This is a genomic window from Streptomyces sp. PA03-6a (genome assembly GCF_033792765.1).
Lineage (GTDB): Bacteria > Actinomycetota > Actinomycetes > Streptomycetales > Streptomycetaceae > Actinacidiphila.
In genome coordinates this window covers 1-14762 of sequence record NZ_JARAVK010000073.1, presented here as the reverse complement: position 1 = coordinate 14762, position 14762 = coordinate 1, and the positions used below count along the sequence as shown (strand labels likewise).

The 14762-nt window shown below is 72.2% G+C and carries 16 protein-coding genes; 7 read left to right on the top strand and 9 right to left on the bottom strand.

Translation table 11 applies throughout. The annotated features are described in order from the left end of the window. Positions 1 to 23 precede the first annotated feature (23 nt). The 4 genes from efeU to map all read right to left on the bottom strand — a co-directional run bounded on the left by efeU (position 24) and on the right by map (position 4274). Positions 24 to 875: an iron uptake transporter permease EfeU gene (gene efeU / locus PV350_RS19170; RefSeq protein ID WP_500335035.1), complete on the bottom strand. Its 852-nt coding sequence runs from the start codon at positions 873 to 875 to the stop codon at positions 24 to 26. A 15-nt stretch (positions 876 to 890) separates the two neighbouring features. After that, a complete protein-coding gene (efeB, locus tag PV350_RS19165; RefSeq protein WP_499511555.1) occupies positions 891 to 2144 on the bottom strand; it encodes an iron uptake transporter deferrochelatase/peroxidase subunit in 1254 nt (417 codons plus the stop codon). 20 nt (positions 2145 to 2164) lie between these two features. Then, complete coding sequence (gene efeO, locus PV350_RS19160) at positions 2165 to 3301, bottom strand: iron uptake system protein EfeO (RefSeq protein WP_499511554.1); 1137 nt, start codon at positions 3299 to 3301, stop codon at positions 2165 to 2167. 124 nt (positions 3302 to 3425) lie between these two features. After that, the gene (gene map / locus PV350_RS19155; RefSeq protein WP_499511553.1) at positions 3426 to 4274 is read right to left on the bottom strand and encodes a type I methionyl aminopeptidase; all 849 of its coding nucleotides are present in this window, start codon (positions 4272 to 4274) and stop codon (positions 3426 to 3428) included. Positions 4275 to 4338: 64 nt separating this feature from the next. Here map and PV350_RS19150 point away from each other — a divergent pair, with 64 nt between their 5' ends. From PV350_RS19150 to PV350_RS19135, 4 genes are all read left to right on the top strand, one after another. After that, on the top strand, positions 4339 to 4572 hold the full coding sequence (locus PV350_RS19150; RefSeq protein WP_500335032.1) for a hypothetical protein: 234 nt from the start codon (positions 4339 to 4341) through the stop codon (positions 4570 to 4572). 34 nt (positions 4573 to 4606) lie between these two features. Next, positions 4607 to 5605 carry a CapA family protein gene (locus PV350_RS19145; RefSeq protein ID WP_500335030.1) on the top strand — a complete coding sequence of 333 codons (999 nt, stop codon included), beginning with the start codon at positions 4607 to 4609 and terminating at the stop codon, positions 5603 to 5605. Between the two features lie 121 nt (positions 5606 to 5726). After that, positions 5727 to 6377, top strand: coding sequence for an SCO2207 family protein (locus PV350_RS19140; protein ID WP_500335028.1), 651 nt, complete (start codon positions 5727 to 5729; stop codon positions 6375 to 6377). A gap of 171 nt (positions 6378 to 6548) precedes the next feature. Further along, positions 6549 to 8246, top strand: a complete 1698-nt coding sequence (locus PV350_RS19135; protein WP_500335026.1) for a carbohydrate binding domain-containing protein — start codon at positions 6549 to 6551, stop codon at positions 8244 to 8246. A gap of 21 nt (positions 8247 to 8267) precedes the next feature. Here PV350_RS19135 and PV350_RS19130 read toward each other — a convergent pair whose 3' ends face one another. The 4 genes from PV350_RS19130 to PV350_RS19115 form a co-directional block, all read right to left on the bottom strand. Next, positions 8268 to 9542, bottom strand: coding sequence for an MFS transporter (locus tag PV350_RS19130; RefSeq protein ID WP_500335024.1), 1275 nt, complete (start codon positions 9540 to 9542; stop codon positions 8268 to 8270). An 84-nt stretch (positions 9543 to 9626) separates the two neighbouring features. After that, a complete protein-coding gene (locus PV350_RS19125; protein ID WP_500335023.1) occupies positions 9627 to 10586 on the bottom strand; it encodes a dihydrodipicolinate synthase family protein in 960 nt (319 codons plus the stop codon). A gap of 10 nt (positions 10587 to 10596) precedes the next feature. Beyond that, on the bottom strand, positions 10597 to 11190 hold the full coding sequence (locus PV350_RS19120) for a hypothetical protein (RefSeq protein WP_499511546.1): 594 nt from the start codon (positions 11188 to 11190) through the stop codon (positions 10597 to 10599). Between the two features lie 66 nt (positions 11191 to 11256). Continuing rightward, positions 11257 to 11940, bottom strand: a complete 684-nt coding sequence (locus tag PV350_RS19115; protein ID WP_500335022.1) for a FadR/GntR family transcriptional regulator — start codon at positions 11938 to 11940, stop codon at positions 11257 to 11259. Positions 11941 to 12216: 276 nt separating this feature from the next. Here PV350_RS19115 and npdG point away from each other — a divergent pair, with 276 nt between their 5' ends. Together npdG and PV350_RS19105 are read left to right on the top strand one after the other, a co-directional pair. Further along, a complete protein-coding gene (gene npdG, locus PV350_RS19110) occupies positions 12217 to 12933 on the top strand; it encodes an NADPH-dependent F420 reductase (protein WP_499511544.1) in 717 nt (238 codons plus the stop codon). 62 nt (positions 12934 to 12995) lie between these two features. Further along, positions 12996 to 13190, top strand: a complete 195-nt coding sequence (locus PV350_RS19105; RefSeq protein WP_499511543.1) for a hypothetical protein — start codon at positions 12996 to 12998, stop codon at positions 13188 to 13190. On the opposite strand, the gene PV350_RS19100 is transcribed toward PV350_RS19105, so the two are convergent. Beyond that, on the bottom strand, positions 13180 to 13971 hold the full coding sequence (locus PV350_RS19100; RefSeq protein WP_499511542.1) for a site-2 protease family protein: 792 nt from the start codon (positions 13969 to 13971) through the stop codon (positions 13180 to 13182). The genes PV350_RS19105 and PV350_RS19100 overlap by 11 nt on opposite strands. A gap of 268 nt (positions 13972 to 14239) precedes the next feature. On the opposite strand from PV350_RS19100, the gene PV350_RS19095 reads away from it, so the two are divergent. Continuing rightward, on the top strand, positions 14240 to 14762 hold a 523-nt coding region (locus PV350_RS19095; protein WP_500335019.1), incomplete at its 3' end, for a hypothetical protein.

Here is a 14762-nt window from a genome sequence, read left to right as displayed (position 1 = left end):
AAGCGGTCGGGAGCCCGGCGGCCTCAGCCCTCGTCCCCGACCGGAACCGCGGCGGACGGCTTGACGGCCGGCGCGGTGACCCTGCCGGGGCGCAGGAAGAGGAACATCGTGGGCGCGAGGTACAGCGCCCAGACGCCGACCTGCAGCCAGGTCGGGTCCGGCTGGAAGTTGAACACGCCCTTGAGCAGCGTCCCGTACCACGAGTCCGGCGGGATCTGGTCGCTGACGTCGAAGGCCTCGGTCCCCAGCCCCGGCAGCCAGCCGGCCTCCTGCAGGTCGTGGAAGCCGTACGCGAGCACGCCCGCCGCGACCACCACCAGCATGGCGCCGGTCCAAGTGAAGAACTTGGCCAGGTTGATGCGCAGCGCGCCCCGGTAGAACAGCCAGCCCAGCACCACCGAGGTCAGCAGGCCCAGCACCGCGCCCACCAGCGGGCGCACGCCGTCGTCGGTGGCCTGCACGGCGGTCCAGATGAACAGCGAGGTCTCCAGCCCTTCACGCCCCACGGCGAGGAAGGAGGTGATCACCAGTGCCCCGGTGCCCATGGCGATCGCGGCGTCCAGCTTGCCGTGGAGTTCGGCCTTCAGGTGGCGCGCGGTGCGCCGCATCCAGAAGACCATCCAGGTCACCAGGCCGACCGCGACGATCGACAGCGAACCGCCCAGCGCCTCCTGCGCCTCGAAGGTCAGCTCGGAGGAGCCGAACTGCAGCGCGGCGCCGAAGGCCATGCTCACCAGGACCGCGGTGCCGACGCCGAGCCAGACCGGCGGCAGCTTGTCCTTGCGGTCGGTCTTCACCAGGTACGCGACCAGGATGCAGACCACGAGGCTGGCCTCCAGGCCCTCACGGAGCCCGATCAGGTAGTTGGCGAACACCGCCGGTACTTCCTCTCAGTCGTGTCGGAAGAGCTCGCGGCCCCACCAGTCGTCCTTGTCCCGGACGCCCGGCGGTACGGCGTAGACGGCCGAACCCACGTGCTGGATGTACTCGTTGAGGGAGTCGAGCTTCGCCAGCCGCATCTGCAGCGGCACGAAGCCGTCCCGGACATCGCGCTGGTACGCGATGAAGAACAGCCCGGCGTCCAGGCGGCCCAGGCCGTCGGTGCCGTCGGTGAAGGAGTAGCCGCGGCGCAGGATCGTCACACCGCTGTTGTCCGGGTGCGCCAGCCGGACGTGCGCGTCAGGGAGCATCGCCTTGAAGTCCGGGGCGTCGTGCTCGCGCTGCCTGCCGATCGGGGCGCCCTCGCCCTTCGTCCGGCCGAAGATCTGCTCCTGCTCCTGCAGCGGGGTGCGGTCCCAGGTCTCGATGTGCATCCGGATGCGACGGGCGACGAGGTACGAGCCGCCGGCCATCCAGGACGGGCCGTCCTTGGCGGACACCCACACGTGCGCGTCCTGGGTGGCCCTGTCGGAACCCGCGACGTTGTGCGTGCCGTCCTTGAAGCCCATCAGGTTGCGCGGGGTCTGCTCCTCGGGAGTGGTCGAGGAGGTCTTGCCGAAGCCGAGCTGCGACCAGCGCATCGCGACCTTGCCGAAGCCGATCCGGGCCAGGTTGCGGATGGCGTGCACCGCCACCTGCGGGTCGTCCGCGCAGGCCTGGACGCACAGGTCGCCGCCGCTGCGGTTCGGGTCGAGGGCGTCACCGGGGAACTTGGGCAGGTCCACCAGCGCCCCGGGGCGGTGCGCCTTCAGCCCGAAGCGGTCCGCGCCGTCCTTCGTCGTGAACAGCGAGGGGCCGAAGCCGATGGTGAGGGTGAGCCGGGAGGGCTGCAGGCCCAGCGCCTCACCGGTGTCGTCCGGCGGGGCCTCGGCGAGGCCGCCGACCGCGCCCTCGCCGACCGGCCGGCCCTGCGTCATCTTCCGGGCGGCGTCGGTCCATTCCTTCAGGAGCGCGACCAGTTCCTCGCGGTCCTCGGTCTTGACGTCGAAGGACGCGAAGTGGAGCCGGTCCTGCACCGGGGTCGTGATGCCGGCCTGGTTCTCCCCGTGGAAGGCGATCGCGCTGCCCGCGGCGCCCGCGGGCTGCACGTCGTCCCCGGAGCGGACCGCGGCCACGGCGCCGCCGGCCGCGGCGGCCGCGACGACGACACCCGCACCGGTCCAGCCGAGCACCTTGCGACGCGACGTGACACTCTCATCGGACATGGTCCGTTGCCCCCCGGGGGTTACTTGGCGACGGCCGCGGCGAGCTTCGACAGGGGCTCGGCGAGCGCGTTGACCGCGTCCGAGAGCTCCTTGCGCTGGTCCTTGCCGACGGTGTCGTAGGAGACGAACTCCGTGGTGCTGCCGCTCTTGCGGTACTTGTCGAGCAGCGCCGTCAGGGCCGGGAACTGCTTGTCGAGGTCGGCGGTGAGCGCCGCGTCGTTCTCGGCGGCGACCGGCTTCAGCAGTTCGTAGGCCTTCATCGCGCCCTCGACGTTGGCCTGGAAGTCCGACAGGTCGGTGTGGGAGTAGCGGTCCTCCTCACCGGTGATCTTGCCGGTGGCGACCTCGTCCAGCAGCTCCTTGGCGCCGTTGGCCATGCTGGTGGCGGTGATGTCGGCCTTGCCGACGCGGGTCTGCCAGTCCTTCAGGTCGGTGACGAGCTGGTCGGCGAGGGCGCCCTCCTCGGCCCCGGCCTTCTTGTCCTGCCACAGGGACTTCTCCAGCCGGTGCCAGCCGGTCCACTTCTGGCCGTCCTCCAGGCCGTCCTCGCGGGTGTCGGTCAGCGGGTCGATGTCGCCGAACGACTCGGCCACCGGCTCGGTGCGCTCCCAGCCGACCCGGGAGGGCGCGAAGAGCGACTTGGCCTTCTCCACGTCGCCCGCCTTGACGGCGTCGGCGAACTGCTGGACCACCGGGATCGTCTGGTCAGCCTGCTCCTGGGCGTACTTGCGGTACGCGGCCACGGCGGCGTCCAGGCGCGGGTCGCCCTTGGCGGCGCCCTTGCCGGTGACGGTGATCTTCTGGCGGATGCCGTCGCCCTTCATGCCGGGCTTGCAGGCGATCTGGTACGTACCGGCCTTGATCTCGGCGGTGATGGTGGCCTTGGTGCCGGGGCCGATGTTCTCCCGCTCGGTCACGATCTGGTCGCTGGGCGTGTAGACGTAGACCTCGGTGACCTTGGAGCCCTTGTTCTCGACGGCCAGCTGCACGTGCCCGGCCGGGAAAGTCGTCCTGGAGACCTCGCACTTGGTGTCCGTCGCGGTCACCGTGACGGCGTCGGACGCCTTGCCGTCCGCCTTCTCCGCGCACCCGGTGACGGCGGTGACGGCGACCACTATGCCGGCGGCGGCTACTGCGGACATGCGGACGGCGGACATGCGATCTCCAGGCGGCTCGGGAAGCTGTGACTTAGGCAAGCCTTTCCTGGGAAAGGCTTGCCTAACCTATCCGAGGCCTATCGCGACATGGCCGCATTCCGGTAAAGGAATCCCCATGAGGAGGTCAAGGAAGCGTCAGGATCTCTGCGCCTGTGTCCGTCACCACAAGGGTGTGCTCGAACTGCGCGGTGCGCTTGCGGTCCTTGGTGACGACCGTCCAGCCGTCGTCCCAGATCTCGTACTCGTGGGTGCCCAGGGTCAGCATCGGCTCGATGGTGAAGGTCATGCCCGGCTTCATGATCGTGGTCGCCCGCGGGTCGTCGTAATGCGGGACGATCAGGCCGGAGTGGAAGGCGGTATTGATGCCGTGGCCCGTGAAGTCGCGCACGACACCGTAATTGAACCGTTTGGCATAGGACTCGATGACCCGGCCGATCACATTGATCTGCCGCCCGGGCTTCACCGACTTGATGGCGCGATTCAGGGATTCCCGGGTGCGCTCCACCAACAGCCTTGATTCCTCGGCGACTTCGCCGACGAGATACGTGGCGTTGGTGTCCCCGTGCACCCCGTGGATGTAGGCGGTGACGTCCAGGTTGACGATGTCGCCGTCGCGCAGCCCGGTGGAGTCGGGGATGCCGTGGCAGATGACCTCGTTGATGGAGGAGCACAGGGACTTGGGGAAGCCCCGGTACCCGAGGTCCGAGGGGTAGGCCTGGTGGTCGCACATGTACTCGTGCGCGATCCGGTCCAGCTCGTCGGTGGTGACACCCGGCGCGATCGCCTTCGCCGCCTCCTCCATGGCCCGCGCGGCGATCCGCGAGGCGATCCGCATCTTCTCGATCGTCTCCGCCGACTGCACCTCCGGGCCGTCGTACGGCCGCGGCGCGGGCCTGCCCACGTACTCCGGACGCGGGATCGAGGCGGGCACGGGACGGGTGGGGGAGAGCTTGCCGGGAACCAGGACAGACATGTCAGCGAGTGTATCGGCGGCCGGTCGGGCAGCATGGCGGCAGGACGTCGTACGAGGAGGGACGATGGCGCTGTTCAGGCGAGTCCGCAAGCCCGCGGGGAAGCCCGGCGAGTGGTTCTACTGCATCGAGCACCACAAGGTCGAGGAGGGGCCGGAGTGCCCCGCCCAGGACCGGATGGGGCCGTACCCGAGCCGCGCGGACGCGGAGCGGGCGATGGAGACGGCCGCCGAGCGGAACCTGCAGTGGGAGAACGACCCGCGGTGGAAGGACCGCTCTCGGGAGGGCGGGGAGGAGTGAGCCCGCCGGGGGCCACCGGGTGCACGATGGAAGGGTGAAGCTCGGGCTGGCCGGCGACACCATGCTCGGCCGCATGGTGGCCGCGCGGCTGGCCGAGGCCCCTCCGGAGGCGCTGTTCTCCGAGGAGGTCGTGGCCGTCGCGCGGGAGGCGGACCTCTTCGTCCTCAACCTGGAGTGCGCGATCTCCGACCGCGGTGAGCCCTGGCCCGACCCCTTCAAGCCCTTCTTCTTCCGTGCCCCGCCCGTCGCCGTGCGCGCCCTGACGCACCTGGGCGTGAGCTGCGTCAACCTGGCCAACAACCATGCCCTGGACTACGGCCGGACGGCGTTGCTGGACACGCTGGAGCACCTGGCCGCCGCCGGGATCGCCGCCGTCGGGGCCGGAGCGGACGAGAGCGCGGCGCGCGCCCCGGCGGTGCTGGGCGGCCCCGGGGGCGCGGCGGGCCGCCCCAGCCTGGGCGTCGTCGGCGTCACCGACCATCCGGCGGAGTACGCCGCGGGACCGGACCGCCCCGGGGTGGCCTACGCGGACCTGCGCGAGGGCGTCCCGCGCTGGCTCACCGACGGCGTCGCGAGCCTGGGCGCGCGGACGGAGGCGGTCCTCGTCACCCCGCACTGGGGGCCCAACATGACCACCGGCCCGGCCCGCTACATCCGGGACGCCGCCGGGGCCCTGCGCACGGCGGGCGCCACGCTCGTGGCGGGCAGTTCCGCGCACGTCTTCCACGGCGTGACGGACGGGGTGCTCCACGACCTCGGCGACTTCGTCGACGACTACGCGACCGATCCGCGGCTGCGCAACGACCGTGGCCTGATCTTCCTCGTCACCTTCGACCCCGCCGGCCACCGCCCCGTCCGGCTGGAGGCGGTGCCGATCGCCCTCGAGTTCTGCTTCACCCGGCTGGCCGACCGCGGTGAACGGGCCTGGATCGCCCGGCGGTTCCGGCGCGCCTGCGCCGGGTTCGGGCAACGGGTCACGGAGGAGGGCGGGCGGCTGGTGGTCCGCTGGGACGGCGAAGCTACCGACCCGTAGCACAGACGGCCCCCACCTGTCCGAGATTCCGAACGGATTGAGGTCCAGACCAACGACGCTCCGTTTCCAAGGGCACGTGGACCGGATCCGACCGACGGCCGGTCGGAGGAAAGGGGCCCCCATGTCCAGGAAACGCACGATGAGCACCAAGCAGAAGATCGCGCTCGTGACCGGCGCGGCCACCCTGGCCGGCGGCTTCGCCGTGGTGACCATGAGCATGGGTCATGCGTCGGTGGTGTGCGACGGGCTCGACCAGGCGCTGCGCAACAACGAGAGCTTCATCGCGGCCCAACGGGCCAATCCCGACTCCCAGTCGGCGGCCCGGATCGCCAACCGCGAGGCCGTGATCAAGCAGATCAACGTGCAGCGGGAGGCCTCCGGATGCGGTGCCGCGCAGGCGGCGCCCGCGGCGCCCGCCGCCCCGGCCGGACAGGGTCAGGGCCAGAACCAGCAGGGCCAGAACCAGGGCCAGAACCAAGGCCAGAACCAGGGCCAGGCCGCGCCGCCGGCCGGCGGCGCCGTCGGCCAGGTCGTCTGCGCGGGTTCGACGGTCACCCTCTCCGGCGAGGGCGGTGCGCCCGCCGCCTCCAGCAACCAGTTCCCGCTGGGCACCAAGCTCAAGGTGACCAACCTGGACAACAACAAGTCGACCACGGTGTCGGTGACCTCGACCTCCGGGAGTTGCGCGCTGCTGAACAACGCGGCCTTCGAACAGGTCCGGGAACCCGGCAAGTTCCTGATCAGGAAGGCGCGCATCGAACGCGTCGGCTGACCGGGGGACCCCGCGGCCGGTCCGGGCCACTGCCGTACCAGGAAGCGGCAGTGGGCCGGACCTCTTGACGGGAGCACGACACTTCGCTTCAATCCGCGATGACAGGTCCAGACCAACGGTCCAGACCACTCGCACAGCGCAGCCCCCCGCCGCCCCCCACTGGGAGGTCACGTGCTCTTCCGTCGTCAGGTCCCCCGTACCGGATCGCGCAGATCCCGCATCCTCGCCGGCGTCACCGCCGCCTTCCTCGCCGCCGCGGGCAGTCTGATCGCCCTGCCCGGCACCGCCCACGCCGCCAACCTCGTCGCCAACCCGGGCTTCGAGAGCGGCAGCCTCTCCGGCTGGTCCTGCTCCGGCGGATCGGTCGTCGGCAGCCCCGTGCACAGCGGCACCAAGGCACTCGCCGGCGCCGTCAGCAGCAGCGACACCGCCCAGTGCACCCAGACCGTCTCCGTGCAGCCCAACACCGCCTACTCGCTGACCGGCTGGGTGCGCGGCGCGTACGTCTACCTCGGGGTGACCGGCGGTGCGTCCACCTGGACCCCGTCCGCCACCTCCTACACCCAGCTGACCGTCCCCTTCACCACCGGCGCCTCGCAGACCAGCGTCCAGATCTACGTGCACGGCTGGTACGCGCAGGGCACCTACAACGCCGACGACATCAGCCTCGACGGCCCCGGCGGCGGGGGCGGCGGTGACACCCAGGCGCCCACCGCGCCCGGCGGCCTCACCTCCACCGGCAAGACCTCCTCCAGCGTCTCGCTGTCCTGGAACGCCGCCACCGACAACACCGGCGTCACCAGCTACGACGTCTACCGCGGCAGCACCCTGGCCACCACCGTGACCGGCACCTCCGCCACCGTCACCGGCCTGGCCGCGAGCACCTCGTACACCTTCACCGTCAAGGCGCGCGACGCCGCGGGCAACACCTCCGCCGCCTCCAACGCCGTGACCGTCACCACCAACGCGGGCGGCGGCGGGGGCACCGGCTTCAAGCAGGCCGCGCCCTACCTCTACCTCGGCTGGGGCGACCCGCCGAGCCCGTCCACGGTGATGAGCGCCACCGGCGTCAAGTGGTTCACGATGGCCTTCATCCTCTCCTCCGGCGGCTGCAACCCCGCCTGGGACGGCTCCCGGCCGCTGACCGGCGGCACCGACCAGTCCACCATCAACGCGATCCGCGCCGCGGGCGGCGACATCGTCCCGTCCATCGGCGGCTGGAGCGGCAACAAGCTCGGCCCCAACTGCTCCACGCCCGAGGCGCTCGCCGGCGCGTACCAGAAGGTCATCGACGCCTACGCCCTCAAGGCGATCGACGTCGACATCGAGAACACCGACGAGTTCGAGAGCGAGGTCGTCCAGGACCGCGTCCTGAACGCGCTCAAGATCGTCAAGCAGAACAACCCCGGCATCCGGACGATCGTCACCTTCGGCACGTCGACGACGGGCCCGAGCTACTGGGGCAACCGCCTCGTCGAGCGGGCCAACGCGCTCGGCGCCAACATCGACGTCTTCACGATCATGCCGTTCGACTTCGGCGGCGGCGCCGACATGTACGGCAACACCGTGAACGCCGCCGAGGGCCTGAAGGCCAAGCTGAAGTCCACCTTCGGCTGGGACGACGCCACCGCCTACGCCCACCTCGGCATCTCCGGCATGAACGGGCTGAGCGACCAGCAGGAGAACACCACCCCGGCCATCTGGACCCAGATCCGGGACTGGGCCAACTCCCACCACATCGCCCGGCTCGCCTACTGGGCCGTCAACCGGGACCGCCCGTGCCCCGGCGGCGGCGTGACCAGCAACTGCTCCGGCATCAGCCAGAGCACCTGGCAGTTCACCTCGATCACCGCCGGCTTCACCGGCTGATCGGACCCCGGCCCCCACGGGTCAGGCGGCGGAGGACACCGTGTCCTCCGCCGCCTTCCGCATGCCCACGGCGTGCTCGTTGGTCCGGGCGTTGTACGCCATCAGCGTCGGCAGGCAGGCGGCCAGCGCCCCGACCGCCGCCACGCACGCCAGCCCGCCGGTCCACACCGAGGTGCGCAGGCCCAGCAGCGCGGCCGAGCCGCCGGCCCGCACCTGGCCGAACTGGGGGCCGATGGTGAAGGAAAGGAGTTCGATGCCGGCCAGCCGGCCGCGCAGCGCGTCGGGGATGGTCTGGTTCCAGATCGTGGCCCGGAACACCCCGCTGATCATGTCGAACGCACCCGCCAGCGCCAGGAAGGCCAGCACCAGCCACACGTTGCGGGACCAGCCCGCCGCCGCCATGCACAGACCGAAGGCCGCCGCGGCCAGCACGATCGCCCGCCCGTGCCGGTGCACCCGCGACGACCAGCCGCCGGTGAGGCTCATCAGCAGCGCACCCGCCGGCAGGGCCGCGTACATCAGGCCCAGCGCCCAGGGCGCGCCCAGGTCGTCCGCCATGAAGGGGAACACGGCGATCGGGAACGCCAGACCGGTCGCCGCGATGTCCACCACGTAGGTGCCCAGCAGTTCCTTACGGCTCCAGGCGTAGCGCGCCCCCTCCGCGATCGAGCTCAGCGAGGGGCGCTTCGCGTCGTGCGAGGGCGGGGAGGGCCGCAGCCCGAGGCCGAGGACGACCGAGAGGGCGAAGGTGAGGGCGTCGACGGCATACGCCCATCGCAGGCCCGCGTACGCGATCAGCACACCCGCGAGGGAGGGCGCCGCGATCGCCCCGATCTGCCAGCGCAGCGCGTTCAGCGAGGCGGCGGCGGTCAGTTGCCCGTGCGGGACGATGCGCTGCACGATCGCGTCCAGTGCCGGCCGCTGGAGCCCGCCCAGCGCGCTGGTCAGCGCGGCGACCACGTACAACGGCCAGAGCACCGGCCGCGGCAGCAAGGCGTTGACCAGGAGCACGGCTGACAGTACCCCGAGGGCCGCCTCCGTCCACAGGATGAGCTTGCGCCGGTCCAGGGCGTCCGCGAGCGCCCCGCCGTAGAGGCCGCAGACGATCAGCGGCACCAGTTCGACGGCGCCGAGGGCGCCGACCGCCAGGGTGGAGCCGGTCAGCTCCTTGACCTGGACCGGGACGGCCACGAAGGTCAGGAAGCTGCCGAAGGTCGTGATCAGGCCCGCGCACCACATCAGGCGGAAGTCGCGCGAGGTCCGCCACGGTGCGAGGTCGGGAAGGAGTCTGGACACGAGGTCGCATGCTCCGCGCGCGGGCCTGCCGGCGCAACCGGATTTCTCCCTGCGCCGGGCACGGGCGGGGCACCGGCGGCCCGGTCAGCGCATCAGCCCCGCGGCCGCCAGCCGCTGCCGGACCACCGCGACGGCGGTGTCGTCCAGCGCGACCTGCGGGGGCGCCGTGGCCGCGCAGCCGATGACGCCGCGCAGCCGCAGCGCCGCCTTGAAGGCACCCAGCGCCGAGGAACTCGGGCCCATCGCAGCGGAGTCCGCGCCCGCGTCGACGATGGCGTAGAGCCGCGCGAGCCGGTCCTGCTCCGCCGCGGCCTCGCGCCAGCGTCCCGCGACGGCGTGCGCGTGGAGCCGTACGTAGCCGTGCGGATCCACGTTGCCGAGGCCGGGGACGACGCCGTGCGCGCCCGCCAGGAGGGCGCCGTCCACCGCGAGTTCGGACCCGGTGAGCAGGGCGAAGGAGGAGTCCAGGCCGCGGTGGCGCAACTCGGTGAGCAGCCGGCGCATGGGGCCGTCGGCGCCGCTGCTGTCCTTCAGGCCGGCCAGGGTGCCCTCCTCCGCGAGGGCCAGCACGGTCGCGGCGGGCAGCTTGGTGTGCACCGCCGAGGGGATGTCGTACGCGAACAGCGGCAGCCCGCCGGCCCCGTCCCGCACCCGCCGGAAGTGGTCGGCGATCTCCACCGGATGCGTCGCCGCGTAGAAGGGCGCGGTCGCCACCAGGGCGTCGGCGCCCGCCGCGACGGCGGCCCGCGCGTGCTCCAGGACACGCGGGGTGGTCATGTCGACGACGCCGGCGAGCACGGGCACCCGGCCCCCGACGGCCTCCACGACCGCCGCGAGCGCGGTGCGCCGCTGCGCGTCGGTGAGGAAGGCCGTCTCGCCGCTGGACCCCAGGGCGAAGACCCCGTGCACCCCGGCCGAGAGCACATGCCCGACCAGGGCGCGCAGGCCCTCGGTGTCCACGTCCCCCGTCTCCGTGAGCGGGGTGCACAGAGGTGGTACGACCCCGCGCAGCGGGCGGAGCGGATCGGTCCCGTTTGCGGTCATGGACCGCTTCCTACCAGCTCGCGGGCGGTGGCGACACCAACTGCTCGGCGAGCCGCGCGAGTCGGGGCAGCCGGTCCCGCAGCCGCACCCGGCGTCCGGCCGCCGCGCTGACCAGGTGCTGCAGCACGTCCATGCCGACCTCGGAGGGCTCCGGCGGCACGGTCAGCGCCTCGTGCGCCAGCCCGCGCAGCTCCGGGTCGCCCGCGTCCATCGCCAGCACCGTCGCACCGGAGCGCCGCGCGTCCTCCACCCGCTCCAGCAGCCCGGCCCCGGCCCGCACGGGGGTGACCACCAGCACCGTCTCGCCCCTGCGGGCCGCCTCCAGGCGGGCCGTCCCGACCGCGAGGTGCGCAGGCGCGCCCGGCGGCACGCGGTGCCGCACCAGCGTCGGCGACAGCTCCGGCAGCCCGCTCCAGGCGGCCTCGTCGTCCAGATGGGCCGCCATGTGCCAGGGCTCGTACTCCCCGCTGCCGACCAGCAGCAGCCCGCCCGCGGGCCCCCGGCGGACGGACCCGCGCAGGGAGCCGGCGAAGGACCGGGTCAGCTCCGGCCACTCGCTCCCGGCCAGCAGTTCACGGACGACCTCGACCCGTACGGCATCCATGCACCGCATCCTCGCGGACCATGCACCGGCCGGGCCCCGCTTCGCGCCGTGCTCACCCGAACGGGGTCAGTCCGTGCCGTCCGCGGGCAGGGCCCTGGACACCCGCTCCCTCACGTCCGTGAAGTGCCGCCGCATGGCGGCCCTGGCCGCGCCCGCGTCCCCGGTGCGCAGCGCGCCGACGACGGCGCGGTGGTTGGCGACGACGCGCTCGGCCGGGTCGTCGGCGGGCGCCAGGGCGGCGCCCACCTCGTGGTAGGCGCTCCGGAACAGGTCCACGAGCTGCAGCACGAGCTCGTTGCCGCAGGAGGCGTAGAGCAGCGCGTGGAAGGCCCGGTCCGCGTCGGGGTCGTCGACCATCCGGCCGGCGAGCGCGTCGAGTTCGTCCAGCCGCTGCGCCGGTATCGTCCCGGCGACCTCGCCTATCAGGCCGACCTCGAGCAGCTCGCGCACCGCGACGAGGTCGGCGAGGGCGCGCACCCGGGACCGCAGGTGGAAGGTGAGCGAGGGCATCAGCACCCGCAGCGGCGCCTCTCCGACGAACGTCCCCGTGCCGTGCCGGATCTCCACGATGCCGAGCGCCTGCAGCGCGCGCACCGCCTCCCGCACGCTGTTGCGGCTCGCACCGAGCAGGTCCATCAACTGCGGCTCGGTCGGCAGGGTGGCGCCGGGGGCGAGCCGCTGCTCGTGGATCAGCTCGATGATGCGGTCCTGGAGCCTCGGGCCGCGGCTCCTGCCGACGGTTCTGGTCACGGGCGGCTGCCTTTCCCTGTGCTGTCGTGCGCTTTTGACGTTCCGTCAGCTGTCCCGTGCGACCCGCACGGGACAAGGGACGTCCAGCGTCCACCCCGCGGCCGCGCATCGGGAGGCAACACCGATGTCATACCTCACATCCGTCGTCCCCCGAGCCAATACCGGCGTGTACGGGGGCTTTCACGCACCGCGGAGCGCCCGCGACGCGGGGCGGAGCGGGACGCGTCACAACGCCTGCGCGGGCCATGCACCGCCCCCACCTGGCAGGATCGCGGTATGACTGTTGACAGTGGCAATGAAACCCCCGCCCCCAAGGCCCCGGCGAAGGACCCCTGGGAGCTGCCGGACGTGTCCGGCCTCGTCGTCGGCGTCCTCGGCGGCACCGGCCCGCAGGGCCGCGGCCTGGCGTACCGGCTCGCCAAGGCCGGCCAGCAGGTGGTCATCGGCTCGCGCGCTGCGGACCGCGCCCAGGCCACGGCCGACCGGCTCGGCCTCGGGGTGCAGGGCGCCGACAACGCGGAGACCGCCCGCCGCAGCGACGTCGTCATCGTCGCCGTCCCCTGGGAGGGCCACGGCGAGACCCTCCAGGCACTGCGCGGCGAACTCGCCGGCAAGCTCGTCGTCGACTGCGTCAACCCGCTGGGCTTCGACAAGCAGGGCGCCTACGCCCTGAAGCCGCAGGAGGGCAGCGCCGCCGAGCAGGCCGCCGCGCTGCTGCCGGAGTCCCGCGTCACCGCCGCCTTCCACCACCTGTCCGCGGTGACCCTCGAGGACCCGGAGATCGACTCGATCGACACCGACGTCCTCGTGCTCGGCGACAGCCGTGCCGACACCGACCTGGTCCAGGCCCTGGCCGCGCGCATCCCCGGCATCCGCGGCGTCTTCGCCGGCCGGCTGCGGAACGCGCACCAGGTGGAGGCGCTGGTCGCCAACCTGATCTCGGTCAACCGCCGCTACAAGGCCCACGCCGGTCTGCGCCTGACCGACGTCTAGGCCCGCGGGGGCATGGGGGACAATGGGCGGGTTCGCGACCGACCCGACAGGAGCCGCCCCCCATGCCCCGCCTCGCCCTCTACGCGCTCGTCCTGTGCGCGCTCGCCGTGGCCGCCGCCGTCGTGTCCTTCGTGGAGGGCAGCTGGCTCGGTGTCTTCTGGATCCTGATCGCGGGCCTCACCAGCAACATGTGCTGGTACTACCTGCGCAAGGCGAAGGCCGAGCGGGAGTCCGCCGAGCAGCGGATCACTGGCTGAACGGGTCGCCCTTCCAGAACTGGAAGAAGGCGTAGCCCAGGCTCGACAGCCAGTCCGGGATCCCGAAGACCGCCATCACCGAGTCGACGAAGCCGAAGAACGCTGAGTTGACCTCGGGGATCCACAGCACACCGAAGACGGCCAGCAGCCCGAACTGCCCGAACGGCTCCAGCTGGCGCCGCGTCCGGTACGACAGCCAGGGCTCGATCACGCCGTAGCCGTCCAGGCCCGGCACCGGCAGCAGGTTCAGGATCGCCGCCGTGACCTGCAGCATCGCCAGGAACGCCAGCGCGGACGCGAAGGGCGCGTGGGCCTGGTCCAGGGAGACGACGCCGAAGGTGAAGGGCAGCATCAGGGCGATCGCGAACAGCACGTTGGTCAGCGGGCCCGCGGCCGAGATGAGGCTGTGCTTCCAGCGGCCGCGGATCCTGCCCCGCTCGATGAAGACGGCGCCGCCGGGCAGGCCGATGCCGCCCAGGATCACGAAGATCACCGGCAGCACGATGCTCAGCAGCGCGTGCGTGTACTTCAGCGGGTTCAGGGTCAGGTAGCCCTTGGCCCCGATCGAGATGTCGCCGCCGTGCAGCGCGGTACGGGCGTGCGCGTACTCGTGCAGGCACAGGGAGACGATCCAGCCGGACACGACGAACAGGAACACGGCGAAGCCGGTGCTGGTGGAGAAGTCCGTCCACACCGCCCAGCCCGAGACGGCCATGATCGCGGCCAGGCCCAGGAAGATCGGGCTGATCTGCCGTTCACTGCGGGTTGCTGCGGTGGTCATCGTGCGGGCTCCTGCGGAGGCGGTGCGGCATCGGTCGTGGTGCTGGCCGCCCGATCATGCCATCCGGCCGCCGCCGGGCACACCCACGGGGGGATAACGCCCCGGCGACGCCGGACGTTCCTGCGGCCCGTCGGCGACGCCCGGGTCGCGACCGCGTTGCGATACGTCATCGATCGCTCCCGCTCCGTCGCCGCGGGGGCCACGGCGGGCGCACCCTGAAGTCGTCCGGGGCCGGGGGGCCCGAGGACGGGGTCAGGACGGGGGAGCCATGACGTGGAAGAGGTTCGCCGTTCCGGCGCTGCTCGGCATCGCCGTGTGCGGCACGCTGACCGGATGCACCGTGGCGGTGGGCGGGGTCACCGGCATCGCCGTGAGCGAGGAAGGCAGGCCGCTGGGGGTGATGCTGGTCTGCCGCGACCACATCGACGGGGCCACGCTGTACGACTCCGACGACGCGGACGACTCCGACGACTCGGCCCGCCTCGGCAGGTGGAGCCGCGCGAAGCCGGCCACGGGGTTCACGGTGTGGTCGCTGGAGAGCGGCGGCAGGGGCTGGCGGGCGGAGGTGCCGGCGTCGGCCGCCTTCGCACCGCACCGCACGTACAGCCTGTACGGCTGGACCGGGGACAACTCCTCGTCGACGGCGCACGTGACGTTCACGGCGGCGCAGTTCGCGAGCCTCGAGCCCGGGCAGGTCCGCTGGTACAAGGGGGAGGGGGAGCCGGGTACGGACCGGGACGGGAACGCCACGACGTCGATGGGGGAGTTTCGGGCGGAGGGGTGCGAAGGGA